This window comes from Treponema sp. UBA7570 (assembly GCA_002477955.1).
Classification (GTDB): Bacteria; Spirochaetota; Spirochaetia; order Treponematales; family Treponemataceae; genus Treponema_D.
Map to the genome: position 1 here is coordinate 88,993 of DLLE01000056.1, position 20,271 is coordinate 109,263.

General features: G+C 42.4%; 16 protein-coding genes. 5 read left to right on the top strand and 11 right to left on the bottom strand.

All coding sequences use genetic code 11. The features are described from left to right. Nucleotides 1–220: 220 nt before the first annotated feature. Nucleotides 221–4,246 (bottom strand): phosphoribosylformylglycinamidine synthase, encoded by a 4,026-nt coding sequence (locus tag B4N75_RS07375; protein WP_296707027.1) that lies wholly within the window; start codon nucleotides 4,244–4,246, stop codon nucleotides 221–223. A 143-nt stretch (nucleotides 4,247–4,389) separates the two neighbouring features. On the opposite strand from B4N75_RS07375, the gene proB reads away from it, so the two are divergent. After that, nucleotides 4,390–5,184, top strand: a complete 795-nt coding sequence (gene proB / locus B4N75_RS07380; RefSeq protein ID WP_296692709.1) for a glutamate 5-kinase — start codon at nucleotides 4,390–4,392, stop codon at nucleotides 5,182–5,184. Between the two features lie 11 nt (nucleotides 5,185–5,195). Beyond that, nucleotides 5,196–5,987: a pyrroline-5-carboxylate reductase gene (gene proC, locus B4N75_RS07385; protein WP_296707028.1), complete on the top strand. Its 792-nt coding sequence runs from the start codon at nucleotides 5,196–5,198 to the stop codon at nucleotides 5,985–5,987. Nucleotides 5,988–6,214: 227 nt separating this feature from the next. Here proC and B4N75_RS07390 read toward each other — a convergent pair whose 3' ends face one another. After that, complete coding sequence (locus tag B4N75_RS07390; protein ID WP_296707030.1) at nucleotides 6,215–8,221, bottom strand: pectate lyase family protein; 2,007 nt, start codon at nucleotides 8,219–8,221, stop codon at nucleotides 6,215–6,217. Between the two features lie 249 nt (nucleotides 8,222–8,470). On the opposite strand from B4N75_RS07390, the gene B4N75_RS07395 reads away from it, so the two are divergent. Genes B4N75_RS07395 through B4N75_RS07405 form a run of 3 tightly spaced genes read left to right on the top strand, consistent with a single transcriptional unit; the run spans nucleotide 8,471 to nucleotide 11,000 of the window. Next, nucleotides 8,471–9,328, top strand: a complete 858-nt coding sequence (locus B4N75_RS07395; RefSeq protein WP_296019376.1) for an aminotransferase class IV — start codon at nucleotides 8,471–8,473, stop codon at nucleotides 9,326–9,328. 39 nt (nucleotides 9,329–9,367) lie between these two features. Beyond that, nucleotides 9,368–10,252 (top strand): DUF4392 domain-containing protein, encoded by an 885-nt coding sequence (locus B4N75_RS07400; protein ID WP_296668379.1) that lies wholly within the window; start codon nucleotides 9,368–9,370, stop codon nucleotides 10,250–10,252. Next, nucleotides 10,239–11,000, top strand: a complete 762-nt coding sequence (locus B4N75_RS07405) for a LamB/YcsF family protein (protein ID WP_296668377.1) — start codon at nucleotides 10,239–10,241, stop codon at nucleotides 10,998–11,000. The genes B4N75_RS07400 and B4N75_RS07405 overlap by 14 nt, the downstream gene beginning before the upstream one ends. 2 nt (nucleotides 11,001–11,002) lie before the next feature. On the opposite strand, the gene B4N75_RS07410 is transcribed toward B4N75_RS07405, so the two are convergent. The 9 genes from B4N75_RS07410 to B4N75_RS07450 form a co-directional block, all read right to left on the bottom strand. Next, entirely contained in the window at nucleotides 11,003–12,235 is a 1,233-nt protein-coding gene (locus tag B4N75_RS07410) for a Zn-dependent hydrolase (protein ID WP_296019384.1), read from the bottom strand. Nucleotides 12,236–12,295: 60 nt separating this feature from the next. Beyond that, nucleotides 12,296–12,955 (bottom strand): AAA family ATPase, encoded by a 660-nt coding sequence (locus tag B4N75_RS07415; RefSeq protein ID WP_277075881.1) that lies wholly within the window; start codon nucleotides 12,953–12,955, stop codon nucleotides 12,296–12,298. Between the two features lie 14 nt (nucleotides 12,956–12,969). Then, nucleotides 12,970–13,668 carry an ATP-binding cassette domain-containing protein gene (locus B4N75_RS07420; protein WP_296019390.1) on the bottom strand — a complete coding sequence of 233 codons (699 nt, stop codon included), beginning with the start codon at nucleotides 13,666–13,668 and terminating at the stop codon, nucleotides 12,970–12,972. A gap of 2 nt (nucleotides 13,669–13,670) precedes the next feature. Then, nucleotides 13,671–14,537: an urea ABC transporter ATP-binding protein UrtD gene (gene urtD, locus B4N75_RS07425; protein WP_296019393.1), complete on the bottom strand. Its 867-nt coding sequence runs from the start codon at nucleotides 14,535–14,537 to the stop codon at nucleotides 13,671–13,673. A 120-nt stretch (nucleotides 14,538–14,657) separates the two neighbouring features. Next, complete coding sequence (locus tag B4N75_RS07430) at nucleotides 14,658–15,764, bottom strand: ABC transporter permease subunit (protein ID WP_296019396.1); 1,107 nt, start codon at nucleotides 15,762–15,764, stop codon at nucleotides 14,658–14,660. 12 nt (nucleotides 15,765–15,776) lie between these two features. Continuing rightward, the gene (urtB, locus tag B4N75_RS07435; RefSeq protein WP_296668373.1) at nucleotides 15,777–16,640 is read right to left on the bottom strand and encodes an urea ABC transporter permease subunit UrtB; all 864 of its coding nucleotides are present in this window, start codon (nucleotides 16,638–16,640) and stop codon (nucleotides 15,777–15,779) included. A 229-nt stretch (nucleotides 16,641–16,869) separates the two neighbouring features. Continuing rightward, nucleotides 16,870–18,039, bottom strand: a complete 1,170-nt coding sequence (locus B4N75_RS07440) for a transporter substrate-binding domain-containing protein (protein WP_296019402.1) — start codon at nucleotides 18,037–18,039, stop codon at nucleotides 16,870–16,872. Nucleotides 18,040–18,216: 177 nt separating this feature from the next. Beyond that, a complete protein-coding gene (locus B4N75_RS07445; RefSeq protein ID WP_296707032.1) occupies nucleotides 18,217–19,071 on the bottom strand; it encodes a carbon-nitrogen hydrolase family protein in 855 nt (284 codons plus the stop codon). Continuing rightward, complete coding sequence (locus tag B4N75_RS07450) at nucleotides 19,071–20,228, bottom strand: iron-containing alcohol dehydrogenase (RefSeq protein WP_296707034.1); 1,158 nt, start codon at nucleotides 20,226–20,228, stop codon at nucleotides 19,071–19,073. The genes B4N75_RS07445 and B4N75_RS07450 overlap by 1 nt, the downstream gene beginning before the upstream one ends. Nucleotides 20,229–20,271 lie beyond the last annotated feature (43 nt).

Sequence of the window (20,271 nt, forward strand, 5' to 3'; positions counted from 1 at the left end):
AATTCCTAAATTTTAAAATTTGGGGCTTTCCCGCTCGCGCGGGCCGGGCTTTCCGTGGCTACGGCATTCGCCTACGGTGGCTGTCAAAGCAGCCACTTCCACCACTCCAATCCCTAAGCCGAAGGCTTAGGTCGTGTGCTTTAACACACACTATAATCACGAGTTTTGCGTCAGCAAAAGTCGCAGCGTGCTTGCACGCAAAAATCCCTAAACCGAAGGCTTAATTAAAGTATCTTACACCTGCAGCAAAAATATTCTGGCAAGAAGAAGATCCATCGTCTTCACCAGCAATATTTTTAATCAAATCATTGCTAAATCCACCGATTCCAACAGTGCGTTCAGAATGTCCCATCTTTCCGAGAACATGTCCGTCCGGACTTGTAAGGCCTTCGATTGCAAATGCTGAGCCGTTTGGATTATCCGGTTCACTCACAGCAGGAATTCCATTTTCGTCACAATACTGTGTAAATACCTGGCCGTTTCTGAACATTTTTTCTGCAAATTCTTCAGACATAATAATACGTCCTTCACCGTGGCTTACTGGAACATAGTGCGGGCGAGTGTCCAAAACAGTTTTGTCCAAAGCCCATGGAGAAGAAGCGCTTACCATTGTCGTTCTGACAACGCGGCTTATGTGACGGTGAATATTATTGTAAGTAAGTGTCGGATTTTCGGCTGCCGGCTCAACAATTTTTCCAAAAGGAACAAGTCCCGTCTTAATCAAAGCCTGGAAACCGTTGCAAATTCCAAGAATCAAGCCATTCTTCTTTTCAAGATGGTCTGTAATTGCCTGCGCAATATTTGCCTCCCGAATAACGTTTGCAATAAATTTGCCTGAACCGTCAGGTTCATCGCCAGCGGAGAAACCGCCTGCAAACGCAACAATCTGTGCGCCAGAAATTTCTTTTTGCAATCCAACAAGAGATTCTTCCAAGTCTTTTGAAGTTCTGTTGCGGAAAACAAAGATTTTTGAATCTGCTCCAGCCAAATTAAAAGCACGAGCCATGTCATATTCGCAGTTTGTACCCGGGAAAACAGGAACAATTACGCGAGGCTTAGCTTTTGCCTTGTCGAGAACTGTAAAGGCAGAAACTTTTGCACGGGCTTCTTCGAGAGAAGAGTGCTTTTCAACTGCCCATTCAGGAAGTTTTTCAGCAGGTTTTGCAGAAGAAACTGGCGGGAATACTTTTGCAAGAGTTTTATCCCAAGCCCCGTAAAGCTCATCAAGCGAAATTTCTGTAAGAGGAAGAGGATTAAGTCCTTCCATTGCAACGCTGATAACCGGATCTTTTTGAGTATTTCCGATTCTAATTACAGTCGTATTTACAAATTCGTTGTTCTCGAATTTGTCATCATCAGTTTCTACAATAATCGAACCATAGAGCGGAGTAAACAAGTCTGCAATCGTATTATTTACATTGCGATGGAATCCAATTGCAGTAGCGCTTGAAGGAATTGCAGTCAGCTGAACACCAATCTTGTTTCCAAAAGACATTTTTGTGATTGCCTCTGCGATTCCGCCCGCTCCGACCGGATACATCGCAAGAATTTTTCCGGCTTTGTTCGCCTCATAAAGCGCGTCTGAATTCTTCTTGAAAACTTCCCAGTCTGGCGCAAGCTCAGCAGAATATGGAACCTGAACGAGATAAATATAACTTCCAGATTTTTTGAATGAGCCTGACTGAACGTTTTTTGCCTCATCGTGAGCGACTGCGAAAGAAACGAGAGTGTGGGGAACATTCATATGCTCGAAAGTTCCAGACATTGAGTCTTTTCCGCCGATTGAAGCGCAGCCCATTGATTTTTGCGCATCAACAGAGCCGAGCAAAGCCGCCGCCGGATAGCCCCAAGTTTTCTCGTCAACTGTGCGTCCGAAGAATTCCTGATAGCTCATGCGGCTTGTAGTCGCTTTTCCGCCGATACAAGTGATTTTTGCAAGAGAAGACAAAACCGCTGTCTGCGCGCCGTGCCACGGAGACCATTCAGCAACGCGCGGATCGTAGCCGTAAGACATAAGGCTGACAGTTGAAGTCTCGCGTGGAGAAACCACTGGAATTTTTGCCGACATCGCACATTCTGGAGTTCCCTGATATTTTCCGCCGAACGGGAACAAGACAGTTGAAGAGCCGATTGAGCCGTCAAAGCGTTCCTGAAGTCCGCGCTGAGAGCAGCATGCGAGGTCTGAGATGTTTGCGACAAAAGCGTTTTTAATCTGCTCTTTTGTAGGCTCGCTTTCGCCGCTTTCTCCTGTCGCAGAGGCGCAGTCGCCGAGCGCTTTTTTTACGCTTTCAAGCGGCTGGACAAGAGGAGATTTTCTGTTTTCAGCAGGACTTTCAATCTCTGCCTTTGCGTAATGAGGAGCTCCAGCCGAGTCCAAGAATGAGCGGTCAATGTCAACAATCGTCTTTCCGCGCCACTTCATTGTGAGCTTATTTTTATCAGTAACAGTTGCGACAACAACCGCATTCAAGTTTTCGTCGTTGCAGAATTTTATGAATTTCTCAACATCGCCGGCACGAACAACAACCGCCATTCGCTCCTGGCTTTCAGAAATTGCAAGCTCTGTTCCATTCAAGCCTTCGTATTTTTTTGGAACAGCGTCAAGATTGATGTCGAGTCCAGGGGCAAGCTCGCCTACAGCAACAGAAACTCCGCCTGCGCCAAAGTCGTTTGAACGGCGAATCATATGGCTTACTTCTGGATTTCTGAAAAGACGCTGGATTTTTCTTTCCTCAACGGCGTTTCCTTTCTGAACTTCCGCAGCCGCAGTCGTTACGGATTTTTCCGTATGGACTTTAGAAGAGCCTGTCGCTCCTCCTATTCCATCGCGTCCGGTTCCGCCTCCAAGCAATATGATAATGTCGCCAGCTTCTGGAGTCTCGCGCATTACTGTTGAATAAGGGCTTGCCGCGATTACAGCTCCAAGCTCCATTCTCTTTGCCACAAACCCTGGATGATAGAATTCTGTAACCTGTCCAGTTGTCAATCCAATCTGATTTCCGTAAGAAGAGAACCCCTGTGCAGCCTCGCGGCAGAGCTTAAGCTGAGGCAGTTTTCCGTGGAGAGTCTCGCTCATCGGAACAGTCGGGTCGCTTGCTCCTGTAACGCGCATTGACTGATAAACCCAGCTTCGTCCTGAAAGCGGGTCTCTGATTGCGCCTCCGATACAAGTTGCCGCGCCTCCGAAAGGCTCGATTTCTGTCGGATGGTTGTGTGTTTCGTTTTTGAACTGCAAAAGCCACTGCTCAACTTCGTCCTTTCCCTCTGGATAAGGATTTCCGTCCTTGTCTGTCGTGTAATGAACATCGATGAAGATAGAGCACGCGTTGTTTTCCTCGCTTACTTCCATGTCGTCGAGCATTCCGTGCTTTCGAAGATATTTTCCGCCGATTGTCGCCATGTCCATCAAAGTGAGCGGCTTGTCCTTGCGGTTCGCGTAAAGGTCTGTGTGAAGAGCCTTGTAGTTTTCAAGAGACTGCTTGAAAAGCTTGGCATAAGGACCCTTGTCGATTTTTATGTCTTTAAGAACTGTGTTGAACGTTGTGTGGCGGCAGTGGTCAGACCAGTAAGTGTCAAGAACGCGGATTTCAGTCTCGGTCGGGTCGCGCTCGATTGACTTGAAATATTTCTGCAGGAACTGGATGTCAGGCAAGTCCATCGCCAAACCCATCTTTGAAATATATTCACTAAGCTCTTTTTTGCCAAACTTGTTGAATCCTTCAACAACAGGAACGTCTCCCGGCTCGGCAGCTTTTATTTCCAAAGTCTCAGGAATTTTTGAGTCTGTGAGACGCGAGTCAACAGGATTTATAAGATAATGCTGAATTTTCTGAATCTCGTCAGCACCAATGCTTCCAGACAAAACAACCATTTTTGCGCATCGAACACGCGGAGGAAGAGAGCAAACTTTTGCAGAATTCTTCATAGACTCGCGCAAAAGCGAAAGACACTGCTCGGCAGAATCAGCTCGCTGGTCATACTGTCCAGGCAAATATTCCCACACAATAACCGTGTCTTTTTCATCAATCTTAACTTCTTCATAAGCCACACTGTCGCTCTGAGGCTCAGAAAAAATTCTCGATGCGGCCATCTTAGACACTTCTTCCGAAGTGTTTTCAATGTCGTAGCGGTTAAAGTAACGCACTCCCTTTACAGAGGAAATGCCCAAAAATCCATTGATCTCCGATAAAATGCTCTGAGCTTCACTCTGAAAGCCAGGCTTGCGTTCTACATAAATACGAAACATTCTACTATTTTAATGAGAAAGACCTCTTAATTCAACATCGAACGGCATTGTAAAAACTTCAATAAAACGCATTTTCCAAATTCAATTTATAACCACAAAAATTTCTTGTTGTCCACAGCCTGTCTTTTCACTAAAATACTGCTATGAATATTCAGGACGCAATAAAATCTTCTCGCAAAATCGTTATAAAAATCGGTTCAAACACACTTGCATTGCCGGATGGAACACAAAATACGCAATTTATGGCTTCGTTTGCAAAACAGTGCAAAAATTTAATCGATCAGGGAAAACAACTCGTCATAGTTTCTTCAGGAGCGCAGGTTTCCGGGGTTTCGACACTAAAAGAATGGGCACGCAAAAAAGACCTGCATTTTCGGCAGGCATTGTGCGCAATCGGTCAGGTAGAACTTATGGCTCAATGGCGCAAAGCGTTCAACGAACAAGGACTTCACATCGGACAGATTCTTTTGACAAAAGAAGATTTTGAAGACAACAACCGCTCACTGAATATCCGCAACACGCTTTTTACACTTGCAGACGAAGGCGTTGTTCCAATCATCAACGAAAACGACTCCGTTTCTACGCTCGAATTTTCAATCGGCGACAACGACAACCTTGCGGCGCTCACATCAATTCTCTGGAGCGCAGACCTTCTAATTCTTTTTAGCGACATCGACGGAATTTTTACAGACAATCCAAAAGTAAACAAGAACGCAAAACTCGTAGAAGTCGTAAAGTCAATTCCAGAATTGCGAAAAACAATTCACATTGGCGGCACAAACAATTTTGGAACAGGCGGAATCGAAACAAAAATTCAGGCGGCAGAAAAAACAACAGTCTACGGAATTCCAATGCTGCTGGCAAACGGCGGAAAAGAAAATATTCTGGATAAACTCAACGACGGCACAGAAAAAGGCAGCCTTTTCCTGGCAGAATAAAGAGGAAAAATATGGAAAAAATTGCATTTATCGGAATGGGAAACATGGCGCAGGCTTTGACCGGAGGCTTTATAAAATCCGGCAAAATCGAGCCAAAAAACATATTTGCCTACGCGCCAAACCAACAAAAGCTTGCGCAAAACGCATCAAAATACGGCTTTAATCCCTGCTCCTCATTAAAAGAAGCCGTTTTAAAAGCCGACACGATTTTTATGGCCTGCAAACCATACCAGATAGAAGACGTAATTTCGGAAGTTGGACGTGATTTTGCAAACAAAACCCTCATTTCAATTGCGCTCGGCTGGAATTTTCACGCTTTTGAAAAAATATTTTCAGCCTACACCGAAAAACCGCGCATCCAGTTTGTCATGCCAAACACACCGGCCATGGCTGGCGAAGGAGTATTCCTTTTTGAAAAAACAAATTCGCTCAAACCAGAAGAACGCGCGCAAATCTGGCAGCTTTTTGAAAATCTTGGCACAGTCGAAGAATTGCCAGACAATTTAATGGGGATCGGAGGGGCAATAAGCGGCTGCGGACCGGCATTTGTAGACCTTTTTATCGAAGCCTACGCAGATGCCGCCGTCAAATACGGAATTCCGCGCGCAACAGCATATAAACTCGTAAGCCAGACAGTTTTAGGCTCGGCAAAATTGCAGCTGCAGACAGGCGAACATCCAGCCGTATTAAAAGACAACGTGTGCAGCCCGGCAGGAAGCACAATCCGCGGAGTAACCGCCCTCGAAGAAAACGGACTTCGCAACGCCTGCATAAAATCAATCGATTCAATAATGCAAAAATAAAAATTATCAGAAGATTGTCCTATAAAAACACAAAACCCGGCTTAAAAAATTTCAAAAACGGAATTTAATAAAACCGGGTTCTTTTTTTTATAAGGGCAGTCCGGCAGCAAAGCTGCCGTCGGGCGTGCCGCAGTTCGCTAACGCTCTAAATCCTCGCCGCGCAAACAGCGCGTCTGCGGTTTTCGGCTTCGGCAGGTTCCAACCCGCCATCGCCGCTGCTCTATGCCCTACTGCAAATCACTAGCCGTCAAAACATTGACACCAACGTTTACACCTGGAGTCGGTTCAGAAACAGCACTGCCTGGCGCAGTATATTCATATGGCGGTTTATAAGAACTTGAACCACCGTTATCCGAAGAATTATTTACAGCTTTCCATTTACCAGAGGCATTACCATATGTTTTGGCAGCATCTGCAAAATAGAAACCGATTAAATAGCTTCCGTTCACAACAGAATCTCCTGTTGTTTTAGTAAAATTAGCAAAATTATTGCCTTCAATATAGAGCTCGCTTCCCGCACGGACATTTATGCAGCTTGCACTGTCCGACTGCGTGCCAGCGTCAAAATAAGTATTGAGAATATGACCTTTTCCATAACGGAACAACGGCATACGGGCATTCACATTTTTAAAGTAGTTTCCAGCAAAAGTTACTCTCATATCTTCGTCTGTTGCGCCAGTTGTTGTATTTGCATCAGGTTTTTCATCTCCAGAAGCGCAGAGAACAGCTTTCCAGTGATCATGGAAATAACAGTTTGAAACTGTTATCCATGTTGAGCCGTTCTTTATGTCAAGCAAGCCATCGTAAAAATCTTTTTTCCAGTCTTCATCGGAAGAATAATAATTGTTGCCAGATTTTATCTCGTTTCCGTCCAAGTCCTGCGGCGTCAAATGCGATTGGAATTCACAGTGGTCAATCCAGACGTGCGTAGCTCCGTTCAAGCTCAAGGCATCGTCCGCGCCGCTTCTTGCGTATCCGTCCCAGCTGATAACTTCGCCAAGCATCATATTCCGGATAATCACGTTCTCGCCTTCAACACATAATTCAATATTTTGCAAACGTCCCTGTTCTGTTATATCTCCATAAATAGTTGTATTTGAACCAACAGTAAGTTTTACGCTTAAAAGCGGATTCGACTGTCCTGCGGTCGAAATTTTTCCTTTTATCGTAAAAATTGCTGGCGTATCAGAGGCAAGCAATTCTTTCTTTGCAATGAGCTCATCGTAAGAAGAAACAGTTACGACATTTTCACTTGCTGCGCCTGCGCCTCCTGTAATCGTGTAAGAATCCCCGTTGTCAGTTGTTACACTTGCATATCCGACCAAACCGCTTGGCACAACATAATTTTCTGGAACAAAATGCGCCATTAGATAAGTATTTTTTGAAACATTTATTACACGTTCCGCACTTGTATTTCCGTCAGTCCAGCACTCAAATTTCCAGCCGCTGTTTGCCAAGGCATTCAAAGTTACGCTCGTATCTTCCTCAACGCTTCCGTTTGCAGCAGAAGACGTTACAGAACCAGCAGTCTCGTTTTCTGAAGAAACATAAAATTTATAGGAAGATTTCACATCAGAAGAATTTCCAAAAGAAATTCCTTTTCCATTTACAATAAGATAGTCAATATTTGAAAGCTGCCCGTCATTGTTCACAGCAAGCAAAGGCAGATTATTTGCAGTATCTTTTGCAGTCGGAATGAAGTTTTCGTAAGAACCCTCTGGCGCACCTTTTAGCTCAATCTTGTTAGTTCCTGCTTTAAGGCTTATTCCAGTCAAAAATCCTGTGTCAATCCATCGGTCAGAAACAGTCTGCCCCTGAGTATATGTCATTGAAATAGGATTATTCTCGTTTACAAGAGTTCCATTCACATATACATATGCTCCACGAACATTTGTATTTTGCCAGTTAGCATAATGAATCGCGATTTTCGCATCAGAAATATCAGAATCTACTTTCACAGCATAAATCACGCTTGTGCCGATTGTCAGATTTTCAACAAAGCCTCCGCTGTACCCAATCCATTTTGCCTCCGTAGTATTTATAGAGCCTGTCGTGCTGACAAAGCCTTTTCCATTCTCTTCGATTTTTAACGTCGTTGTTCCGTCCGCATTTGTTTCGATTGACGGTCCGCTTTCTTCTCCGCCCCCCCCACTGTCGTCGGTTTTGCAGCTTATTGCGCTAAACAAGATTGCTGTGCTTGCCAGAATTGCAGCAAGCCTAGTTAATTTTTTCATTCTGTTCCTCCAGATTTGTAATGTAAACTTCAATAACATTCTTTTTTAGTTTATTCGAGAATTTTTTAATTGAATATATAAAATTCTGCCTGCTTTTTCCAAAATAAAGGCAAAATGAATTCATCTTTCAAAGTAAAAAATTTGTCAAAAAGCAATAAAAAAATGTAAAAAATTCTTGCCAAAAAAAATGAAAAACATAATAATTTTATTATCAACGTGCACGATGCACGAAATATAAGAGGCTAAAGCATGAAAAACGTAGGTTATTACAATGGAAAGATGGGCTTACAGGAAGAGATGACGGTTCCTTTCTTGGACCGTGCAATGTTTTTTGGCGACGGTGTGTACGATGCGACATACTGTGCAAACCGCAAAATTTTTGAGACTGATTACCACATTGAACGTTTTTTTAACAGTTTGCGTCTTACAAGAATTCCTTTCAAATTATCAAAAGAGCAGCTGGTCGCAGAACTTCAAAAATGCATTGATGCCATGGATAGCGACGGAGTATGTTTTGTTTACTGGGAATGTACCCGTGGAACTGCGCCGCGCAACCACCTTTTTCCTAATGTTGAACCGAATCTTCTAATCACAATTTCTGAATCAAAACTCACTGATTTGAGAAAACCTTGCAAACTTATTACAGAAGAAGACACTCGCTTTTTCCATTGCAACATAAAAACTTTGAACCTCCTGCCAAGCGTAATGGGAAGCCAAAGAGCTTTTGAAAGCGGCGCAAAGGAAGTTGTTTTTCATCGTGGCGAGCGTGTTACTGAATGTGCGCATACAAACGTAAATATTTTAAAAGACGGAAAATTTATCACTCCTCCATTGGATGAACTTATTCTTCCAGGCGTTACACGCCGTCATTATCTTGAAATTTGCAAAAGAATAGGAGTTCCTTATGAAGAGCGTCCTTTTACACTAGATGAGCTTTTTGCCGCAGACGAAGTTTTCATCACTTCGGCAGGAACCTTGGGATTGCCGGCTTACGAAATTGACGGAAAACCAGTTGGAAGAAAGGATCCTGAACTTTTAAAAAGGCTTCAAACTGAGGCTGTTGAAGATTTTTACAAGGAAACTGGATATAAAGCCGACATTATCTGATTTTTAATTACGCTGTTTTTCTTATTTTGGGAGACATCTATGCAAAATTCGACTAATTTGACAGAAACAATTGAAGATATTGTTTTGCGTCATGGCTCACGCGGAATGAACGTGCTTAAAAAAAGTTTGCCGGCTGGTTATTCGCATAAGGCGGCAGAAATGATTTTGTCCTGGGAGAGAGGAAGAACAATTCTTCTGACAACAGGTTTTTATGTAGCCGGATATGCAGAAACAGACGGTCCTGCTGGAACTGTTTTTCTGGCGCTTGCGTTAAAAAAACTTGGGTTTAATCCTGTAATTGTTACAGATTCTTTTTGCAAAGATTTTTTTGAACTAAAAGGGCTTGAAGTTGTCTATATGCCTTTTGACGGCGACGAAAAATATTGCACGGCTCTGCTTGAAAAATATCAGCCGGCGGGGCTTATTTCGGTTGAACGCTGTGGAATAAACATCAACGGCAGATACGAAAATATGCGCAGAGAAAGCATTGGCGAATTTACTGCCAGAACAGACATTTTATTCACTCTTGCCTACGGAAAAATTCCGACAATTGGCGTTGGCGACGGCGGAAACGAAATTGGAATGGGAAATGTGGCGGAATTGATAAGTTCAAAACTGAGCCTTGTTCCATGTTCTGTAAAAGTAGACTGCCTTGTAATAGCTTCCGTAAGCAACTGGGGAGCGTATTCAATTATTGCGTATCTCGATGCTCTTTCTCAAAAAACAGAGCTTTTGCCGGATTTTAAGGAAATCGAGGATTACATCTGCAGCACGGTAAAAATCGGAAGTGTGGACGGAGTCAAAAGAGAAAAAATTGTCGGTGTTGACGGGTTTGGAATGGACACAGAAAAAGAAATAATTCTTGCCCTGAAAAACGCAGTCATAAAATATAAAAACGGAGAAAACGATTATGCTGAAAGTTGATTTAAACTGTGATCTTGGAGAAAGTTTTGGAAATTATAAAATCGGACTTGATGAAGAGGTTATAAAATATATTTCCTCTGCAAATATTGCCTGCGGCTTTCATGCGTCAGATCCGCTGGTTATGTCAAAAACTGTTGCCATGGCAAAACTGAACAATGTGGCAGCAGGCGCGCATCCAGGTTTTCCAGACCTTGTCGGATTTGGACGGCGGAATATGAATGTCAGCCCTCTCGAACTAAAAGCGATGGTACAGTATCAAATCGGAGCCTTGCATTCTTTTTGTGTTGCAAATAAAGTCCCTCTTCAGCATGTAAAGCCCCATGGAGCAATGTACAATATGGCGGCAAAAGACGAAAAACTTGCCATTGCAATAGCAGAGGGAATTGCCGAAATTGACGATTCTTTGATTCTTCTTGGCCTAAGCGGAAGCGAAATGCTAAAAGCAGCCTCAACAGTCGGTCTACGGGCAAAAAAAGAAGTTTTTGCAGACCGCGCTTATAAAGATGACGGAAGTCTTGTTTCCCGTACAAAGCCAGGCGCAATGATTCAAGACGAAAATCTTGCAATTGAACGTGTTCTTGAAATGATAAAAAATCACAAAGTAAAGACAATTTCTGGCAAAGAAATAGAAATCGAAGCCGATTCTATCTGCGTGCATGGCGACAGCCCTAAAGCCCTTGAATTTGTAAAAAAAATCCGGAGTTCACTTGAAACTGAGGGAATTAAAGTTGTTGCCATGGGAAAATAATCCTATTTTTTGTCTATCTCAAGAATTGTGTTAAGGAGCACGTTTGCTCCTTTCCAGCACCATTCAACTGGCGAATATTCAAGTTCGCAGTGGCTGTGTCCGCCTTTGCTCGGGACAAAAATCATCGTAGTAGGAACAATTTCGCTAAGATACTGTGCATCGTGACCGGCTCCAGAGTACATTTTGTGGCTCTTGTAACCAAGTTTTTGAGCCGCATTTTCGACATCATCAACCCATTCCTTGTAGAAAGTTACAGTGTTTCGCGCCCATGCTTCTTTATAGCTCATTGTGCAGTTTGCCCACTCTTTTGGCATAGCTTTTATTATTTCAACACATCTTTTTATTATTTCTGGATTTTGATGACGCACGTCTAGTGTAAATTTTACCTCGTCAGGAATAATTGTGTGAATATTCGGATGACAACTTATTTTTCCGGTTGTATAAACCAGTTCCTTGTCGCCTATCTTGTCAAATTCTTCGTGAAGAAACAAAAGAGCTTGGCTTGCGGCAAAAAGAGCGTCTTTTCGGTAAGGCATTGGGAATGTGCCGGCATGGTCAGCCTGTCCGTGAAATGTAAATTCATAATTTATCATTCCAACCACTCCTTCAACCACTCCAACGTCGTATCCACCGGCTTCAAGAACCGGTCCTTGCTCAATATGAAGTTCAACAAGAGCTTCTGTTTTTGAAGGTTCAATTCTGTTCTTTTGTTCACCCAAAAAGCCGCTTTCCGAAAGAGCCTGTCCAAAAGTTTTTCCAGAACCGTCCTTTGCGACTGAAGCAAACATTTCTTCTTTTTTGAATTTGCCGCAGATTATTCCTGAACACATCATCGCAGGTTCATAAAGCGCGCCTTCTTCGTTTGTCCAAACAACAAGCTGAATCGGATGCCTGTGTGGAATTTTTTTGGTGACTATAGTTTCTATCACTTCCATAGCAGTAAGAACGCCAAGAATTCCATCGTAATTTCCACCCTGCCGAACTGAATCGCAGTGGCTGCCGGACATTATGACTTTTGCATCCGGATCTGTTCCTGGAAGAGTGCAGTAAATGTCTCCAAGATCGTCCGTCTTAAAATCAAGGCCAAGCTTTGTCATGCGCAATTTTATCTCGTTTCTTGCCTGAATAGCCGCTGGAGAAAGTGAAAATCGTGTAATTCCGCCGTGGCCTGTGTCTCCAAAACCTCCAAAAGTAGTTATTTTCTCTTCCATTCTTTTTATATCACATTCATACATTTGTCATACCTCTTTTTAGCAAAATAATGCGGTTAAAAAACGCAACCAGTTATTCCTTCATTATATTTTTCCCTTGAATGTATCTTCAAAGTCCGCCCCGAATCTCCGACGCATATAATCGATAATAACATCGGCACAACGTCTGCGTCCCACTCTCGCGCTGTTAAGCGTAAGGTCGTAGTTGACAGGATTTGTCCAGTAGTTTCCGCCAGAATAAAACTTATAATACTCGGAACGATATTTGTCCGTGCTCTCAATCATCTTTGCGGCTTCTTTTTCATTTACGCCGGTCTTTGTCATGATTGATTCCAGACACTCTTTTCGAGGAGCTTCTATATAAAAACTCGCAACATTGTCAAAATCTTTGAGAATATGATCGGCGCATTTTCCGATAATTACGCACGACACGTTCTGTGCAAGCTGCTTTATTATTTCCGCCTGAATACAAAAGAGATTTATATCGCTCTCAAAACGCTTGCTTGTAGGCGAAACTTCCTTTGGAAAAGTAAATTTTGCAAGCGCATTGGTTACATAATTTCCACGGAGTTTTTCATCAACTTCAATGAACATTTCCTCGCTTAACCCAGAATATGCCGAAGCCATTTCAAGAATTTGCTTTTCGTAGACGGGAATTCCCAGTTTCTCTCCAATCTGTGTCGCCGTCTGTTTGCCGCCAGAACCAAAACCTCTCGCAATTGTAATTACATAATTTTTAGACATTTTTTTACCCCCGCCTATACAGAAATATATTTAGCAGAAACTTCATCTGTCAGTTCGTCTATAGAACCTTCTTTTACGCTGAGGCCTTTTTGGATAATCATAAAACGGTCTCCAATTCTGCGCGCAAAGTGAAGATTCTGCTCTACGATAATCAGAGGAATATTCTTCGCTTTTTGATACCGTTTGAGAATATCTGCAATTCCCATAACTATATTTGGCTGAATTCCTTCTGTCGGCTCATCAAGAATAAGAATTTTGGGATCGCTCATTAGCGCGCGGGCAATTGCAAGCTGCTGCTGCTGTCCGCCAGAAAGCACACCTCCTTTTCTTCGCAGATGCGGCGTCAAATCAGGAAAATATTCAAGAATTTCCTTCATTTTTGCCTCAAATTGAACTTTTTTATGTGCCACAGCCCCTAATTGCAAGTTTTCTTTAACTGTAAGCATAGGAATAATTTCACGTCCCTGAGGAACATAGGCAATTCCCTTTTGAGAACGTTCATACGCCCGGCTCTTTGTTATATCGCTTCCGCCAAAATTTATTGAGCCGCAATCTACCGGCAAAAGTCCAATTATGCTTTTCATAAATGTTGTCTTTCCAACACCGTTTCTTCCAAGAATAAGGAATGTTTCTGCGCCTTCAATCTTTAAGGAGATTCCGTTCACAACCCGGCTCTTTCCGTAACTTACACATGCGTCTTTTACTTCAAGCATTTTTATTCTCCTCCTGTAGTTTTCTGGCCTGCAACTGCCTCTATAGAAACACCTGCCTTTTCAAGAAGCTGTGTCTGCATCTGTTTGACAATTTTTTCTTCAGCCGTTGGCTCTTTTTTATCAAGGTCGGCATCGTTTTTAAGATAAACACGGACAACTTCCGGATTATTGGTAATTTCCTCGTAAGTGCCTTCTGCAAGAATCTCTCCATGATTTAAAACAGTGACTTTTTTTGCAATTTGCTTAACAAAATCTATGTCGTGCTCGATTACAAGAATAGTTTTTCCTTTCATAACATTGAGAATCATCTCGCCCGTCTTGTATGTTTCGTCCGCTGTCATTCCCGAAGTCGGCTCGTCAAGAAGAATAACCTTTGGATCCTGTGCCAAAACCATTCCCATTTCAAGCCATTGCCTCTGACCATGCGAAAGAGAAGAACTTATCATGTCCCGGTAATCGTAGAGATTTATCTGCTTTAAAATGCCATTGATTTTTTCGACAATTTGCGGCGTGCGTCTGTAGGTGAATGTTTTTATAAGCGACGAATAACCGCGAAGAGCAACTTCTATGTTCTCAAAGACAGTCATGTTCGCAAAAATATTCGGTCCTTGAAATTTGCGCCCGATTCTGTAAGTTTCAGCGATTTTATAGGGCGGTTCTCCTGTTATATCGTGTCCGTCAAGGAGAATCTGCCCTTCTGTCGGTCTTGTCTTGCCGGTAATCATATCCATTATTGTGGTTTTTCCGGCACCGTTCGGTCCAATAAGCACGCGAAGTTCTCCTTTTTCAATCTTGAGATTGACTTTATTGACAGCCCGGAATCCTGAAAAAACAACTGAAACATCTCTCAATTCAAGGTATGAAGCCATTGTCATGCCTCCTTCTAAAACTCCGCGTTAGCGGCGAGCTACGGATGGCGAGAATCACAGCTTGAGAAAGCAACGCTTGAGCAAACTGTGATGATAAAAATTACAAGGACGTAATCTTTATCATGCCTCCTGTTTTTGCTGCGAGATTACTTTTGCAATTCGACGGTTATACTGAATATCCTGCAAAGTTCCAACAATTCCTTTTGGCAAAAAATAAACGATAAGAATAAGGACAGCGCCAAGCACAAGCTGCCACATATTGCCAAAACTTTCAGAAAGCTTTGACTGCAAAAAACTTACAAGAAGTGCGCCAGCCATTGCCCCCGTCAGGTTTCCACGTCCACCGACTGCAAGCCAAACAAGAACCATCGTTGAAAAGCTGACGCCGGCCGCCTCAATAGAAATAAACGACGTCATTGGAAGATAGACCATTCCGGCAAAACCTGCAAAAAACGCTGCTATTGTAAAGACCGCAATCTTAAACACCGCAGGATTGTATCCGAGAAACTGAAGCCGGGCCTCGTTGTCGCGGACAGATTTTATTACACTGCCAAAACGAGCCTTTGTAATAAGACGGCAAAGAACATAAACTGCCACAAGCGCAGCAAGACCGATATAATACCAGCCCGTAATCGTTATAGGTCTGCCGAAAAATTTTATTTTGTCGAGTCCTCCTGCAATCCCGTTGATTCCGGAAGAGCCGCCGGTGTACATCTGCTTTGTAGCAAGAAGAAGTTCAAACAAAGCCGCAAGCGCAAGAGTTATCAAATTATAGAAAACTCCTTTAATCTTGCTGTAGAAAATAAAAAGCCCAAGAATAAAGGCAACTGCCGAAGGAACCAAAAGTCCCATCAAAAAAGCAAACGGAATATTCTGCAAAGGCTTATATAATAGAGGAATCTGCGTTAGTCCGCCAAATTCCATGAATGCAGGAAGCCCGTTCTGGCACGAGAGAGAGATTCCCAATACATATCCGCCAAGCCCAAAAAAGAGCGCAAATCCAAGGTTCATCAATCCGGCATATCCCCAAAGAATATCAAGCGCAAGCGCAAAAATCATATAGGAGATAAATTTTCCGAACACCAGCTGGCTGTACATTGAACTAAAAAGCGGAATAAAAATAAGAAGCGCAAATATTCCATAAGCAATCCACTTTTCAACGCTTACAGATTTTACAGAAGACAAACCTGGCGTCTTCAGTTTTTCAATTTTTTCATCAAAACTCATAATTCACCTCACCTATCTTTTTTCCTTTGAAGAAAACAGACCGTTCGGCCGGAAACGTACAATCACAATTATCACAACAAAAATTAAAAGCTTTGAGACAATCTGGCTCATATATCCCGACATAATTGTGATTGATTCATTGATTACAAATGAACTTGCAAATGATCCTATTATTGAATTAAGTCCTCCGAGAATTACGACAAGAAAACCGTCAACATTGAACGCCGGTCCCATTCCAGGAAAAACGCTCTTTATCGGAGCAATCAACGCACCAGAAAAACCTGCAAGAGCAGCACCATAGCCAAATGTAAACATATTTATCCGTGCAACATTGATTCCAAGGCACTGCGTCATATCGCGGTTTTGTGTAATTGCGCGGAGTTGCATTCCAAACGAAGTTTTATAAAAAAGAACAAGCGTAAGCGCAAGCACAACCAAGGCCATTAAAATCAAAATAAGGTTGTAATACGGAATAGAAACTCCAAGAACTGTAATCTGTCCACGCAACGGAACTTCCAGCGTCTGGCTTTCCGGTCCAAAAATCATTCGTACAATCTGCTGAATTATATATTCAAGTGCGAACGTAACAAGCAGAGTTTCTGCAACTTTTCCGTAAAGTTTTTTAATAACCGCCTGCTCAATTATTATTCCGACAAATCCAGTTATGAGGGCTGCAAGAATGCATGCGAGTGCAAACGGAATATGCAGCGCATTAACGCTTATACAGGCCGTATAAGCTCCAATCATTATGAACTCTCCGTGTGCATTGTTGACAACGTCCATCATTCCAAAAATGATTACAAGCCCGATTGTCGTAAGAAACAAAACCGATGAGTTACTGATTCCGTTCAATAGCTGTTGTAAGAAAAGGCTCATCTGTATCATGCCTCCTTATAAAATTCCGCGTTAGAGGCGAGCCACGGATGGCGAGAATCACAGTTTGTGAAAGCATCGCTTGAGCAAACTGTGATGATAAAAATTACAAGGATGTAATTTTTTATCATGCCTCCTTTTTGTGTTAAAAACTCATCAACTGACTGTGCGCCGCGGCAGTTTTCCGTCATTGTCCACCGCGACGACAGATTTTTTCTTCAATTTTATTCCGTTATTCAGGAATCGGAGCTACAAGTCCGTCACTTTTTGCAAGAATCTTGTAAGACAAATCATCCTGAACCTGGCCAATATAAGTATTAAGCCAGCAGTGATGGTTTTTCTCGTCCATTTTTATCTTTCCTCCAGGTGAATCAATTTCAACACCTGCAGCCGCGGCAATAATATCCTGCGCCGAAAGCGACTGCGCATTTTCTATTGCTTTTGCAAGAATGTAGATTCCGTGATAAGCACCTTCTGCGCTGTTTGTAACTGTTGTTGTCGTTCCAAAAAGCTTCTGATATTTTTCAACAAAAAGCTTGCTTTCTGGCGTATCAAGAGAATTAAAATAGTCGAACGAAGCATAGTTTCCGACCGCTGCGGAACCTACAGCCTTAATTGCTGACTCGTGTGACGAAATTGAACAAAGAGGAACTTTTTTTGGATCCATTCCATATTGAACATAGTCCTTGTAGAATGGAACATTTGAGTTGCCTGCTACACCGGAGAATACGCAATCTGCGCCAGAAGCCTTAATTCTGTTTACAACAGAAGAAAAGTCTGTTTCGTTTGTAGGTGTATATTCTTCTCCAACAATTTGTCCGCCAAATTTTGCAATATATTCCTTTGCAAAGGCGATTGTCTTGCGTGGAAATTCATAATCCGATCCAACAATATAGATTTTCGGACCGAGATTTTTTATCATCCACGGAATAAATGCCGCAACCTGCTGGTTTGGACAAGTGTTTGTGTAAAGAAGGTTCTTTGAAGGTTTTTCGCCCTCATAATAAGTATTATAAACAAGAACGCTATTGTATTTTTCAATCGTAGGAATTACTGCAAGACGCGTATTAGATGCATTTGTTCCAACAATAGCAGTAACGCCATCTTTCAAAATCATCTGCTGAGCCTTTTCCGCTGCCATAGCCGGGTCTGAACCGTAGTCAACATACAAAGGTTCAATCTGCATTCCTTTTACGCCGCCAGCCGCATTGATTTCGTCTATCGCCATTTTAGCCGCATTCTGCATAGGCGTTTCAGAAAGACTGAAATTTCCAGTCGTGCTGTAGAGAATTCCAATCTTAACTGTTTTTGCAGAACTCTTTTTTTCTCCGCAAGAAAAAAATCCAAAAACAGCCGCAAGGACTGCTAAAACCTCAAGTGATTTTTTAAAGACTTTTTTCATAATTATGCACCTCCATAGATGAACAAAAAAAGGCGGCCCAATCCATCTTCTACGATGAATAGAACCGCCTTTGATTCATAAAAATTAAACTTAGTATACAGACATTGCTCCAGACATAAAAATCTTATTTGCACAAATTTTAATTTTTTTTTCGTGCATTTTAACTATATGCCTGCATTATTTTTCTGTAACATTTTTGCATTCAACAAGCGAATAAACGTCTTTTCTCCGGGCAGAGAGAATTTTATACTGATTTCGGAAATCATCAACCTGTTCAAGCTGCAAATCGCACAAAAGAATATTTTCTTTTTCGTCCAGTTGAGCAAGAATTTTTCCAAATGGGTCAACAAAAAGCGAATGTCCCCACGCAACATAACCAGCATTTTCGTCACGGGCAGGAGAACATCCTGCCATAAAAACCTGATTGTCGGTTGCACGTGCACGGAACATAATATCCCACCAGGCAGGACCGCTCGTCATATTGAATGCTGCAGGAACAACAATCAGTTTTGCACCCTTGTCAACCATAAGCCGCGCCAATTCAGGAAATCGAATGTCAAAGCAAATCATAAGTCCGATTTTGCCGAATTCTGTGTCGAATACTGTTACGTTTTTTCCTGGACTTAAAGTCTCGCTTTCATAAAACCGCGCCGAAGGAATATCGCAGTCAAACAAGTGCATTTTTCGATGCTTTGCAATCTGTTTTCCGGTTCGGTCAAAAACATAGGAAGTATTGTAGATTTTTTCTACGCGGTTGCCATTTTCTTCACTTATTTCTAGTTCAGGCATTGAGCCAGCCACAAGATAGATTTTATTTTTTCTTGCAGCAGCGCTCAATTTTTGCCAGTTCTTTCCGCCATCTTCCTGAGCATAGACAGGAAAATTTGACGCCTTGTAAGGACAGGAAAACATTTCCGGCAAAACAACAAAATCAGCACTAGAATCACTTGCTTTTTCGATTTGTTCCAGCGCAATTTCGATATTGTCATCATTGGAACTTTTTCCTTTCATCTGAATCAGCGCGATTTTCATTATTTTTTCCTCAAAATCTCATAAACCGCAATCTGCTCTTCTTTTGAAAGAACTTTGTAGCAGTTTGCAGGTGAACCAGACGCAACGGAATCTGACGCCATTTTTTCTTCTTTTTGAGCAAATTTTTGAAGATCAAGACCGTATTCACGAAGAGTTGGAACATTCAAGGATTTTGTAAATTCCTCAAGTTTTTCAAGAAATTTTTCAGAGGCAATTTTCGGTTCCTCTCCGTCATGAGCCGCTCCAACCAATACGGCAAGTTCTGCAAAACGTGAATATGCTCCAGGAAGCACAGCGCGCAGACATTCAACCAAAAGCATAGCATTTGATATTCCATGCGGAACATGAAAAACCGCTCCAATCGGACGGCTCATTCCGTGAACAATCGTTGTAGGACTAGTATTTATTGCAACTCCAGCCTCGTAAGCGGCAATGCTCATATTTTCGCGGGCAACCTTGTCCGTACCGTCCTTTACAGCGACTGGAAGATATTTGAAAATTCTCTTAATCGCATCAAGACAGTACAAATCCGTAACTGGAGTATGTTTTACACAAGTATAGCTTTCAATCGCATGCGTGAGCGCATCCATTCCTGTGGCCAGTGTGATTGAAGAAGGAGAAGAAAGAGTATATGTGTAATCAACAACAGCGATTTTTGGAAGAAGCGCGTCGCCTTTTATTAAGAGTTTTGAATCTGTCGCTGTTTCTGTAAATACGACATATTTTGTCACTTCGGAGCCAGTTCCAGCGGTTGTAGGAATCAACACAAGCGGCGCAAAATCCCCGGACATCTCCTTTCCTTTGTAGTCGCCAAGTTTTCCTGGAAGAACAGCCATAGCCGCAATTGCCTTTGCGCTGTCGAGAGGTGTTCCTCCGCCAAGCCCAACAATAAAATCGCACTTTTCTTTCTTAAAAACCTCGACCCCGGCATAAATCATCAAATCCGTAGGCTCTCCAGGAAGATCGTTATAGATAACGCTGTCAATTCCCTGTTCTTTGAGCACATTCTGAACCTGAGCGGCAAGCCCGGTCTTTGTAATTATTTTTCCGGTTACAATCAAAGCTTTGTTTCCAAAAGACTTGAAATAAGGCGCAGCGACTTTTAACGCTCCTTCGCCCATTACAGTCCTTGGCGCTGTCGTAAAATTAAATACCATGGATTTCTCCCATAAAAAGTCAAGATTAAAACTTCAGTTCTAG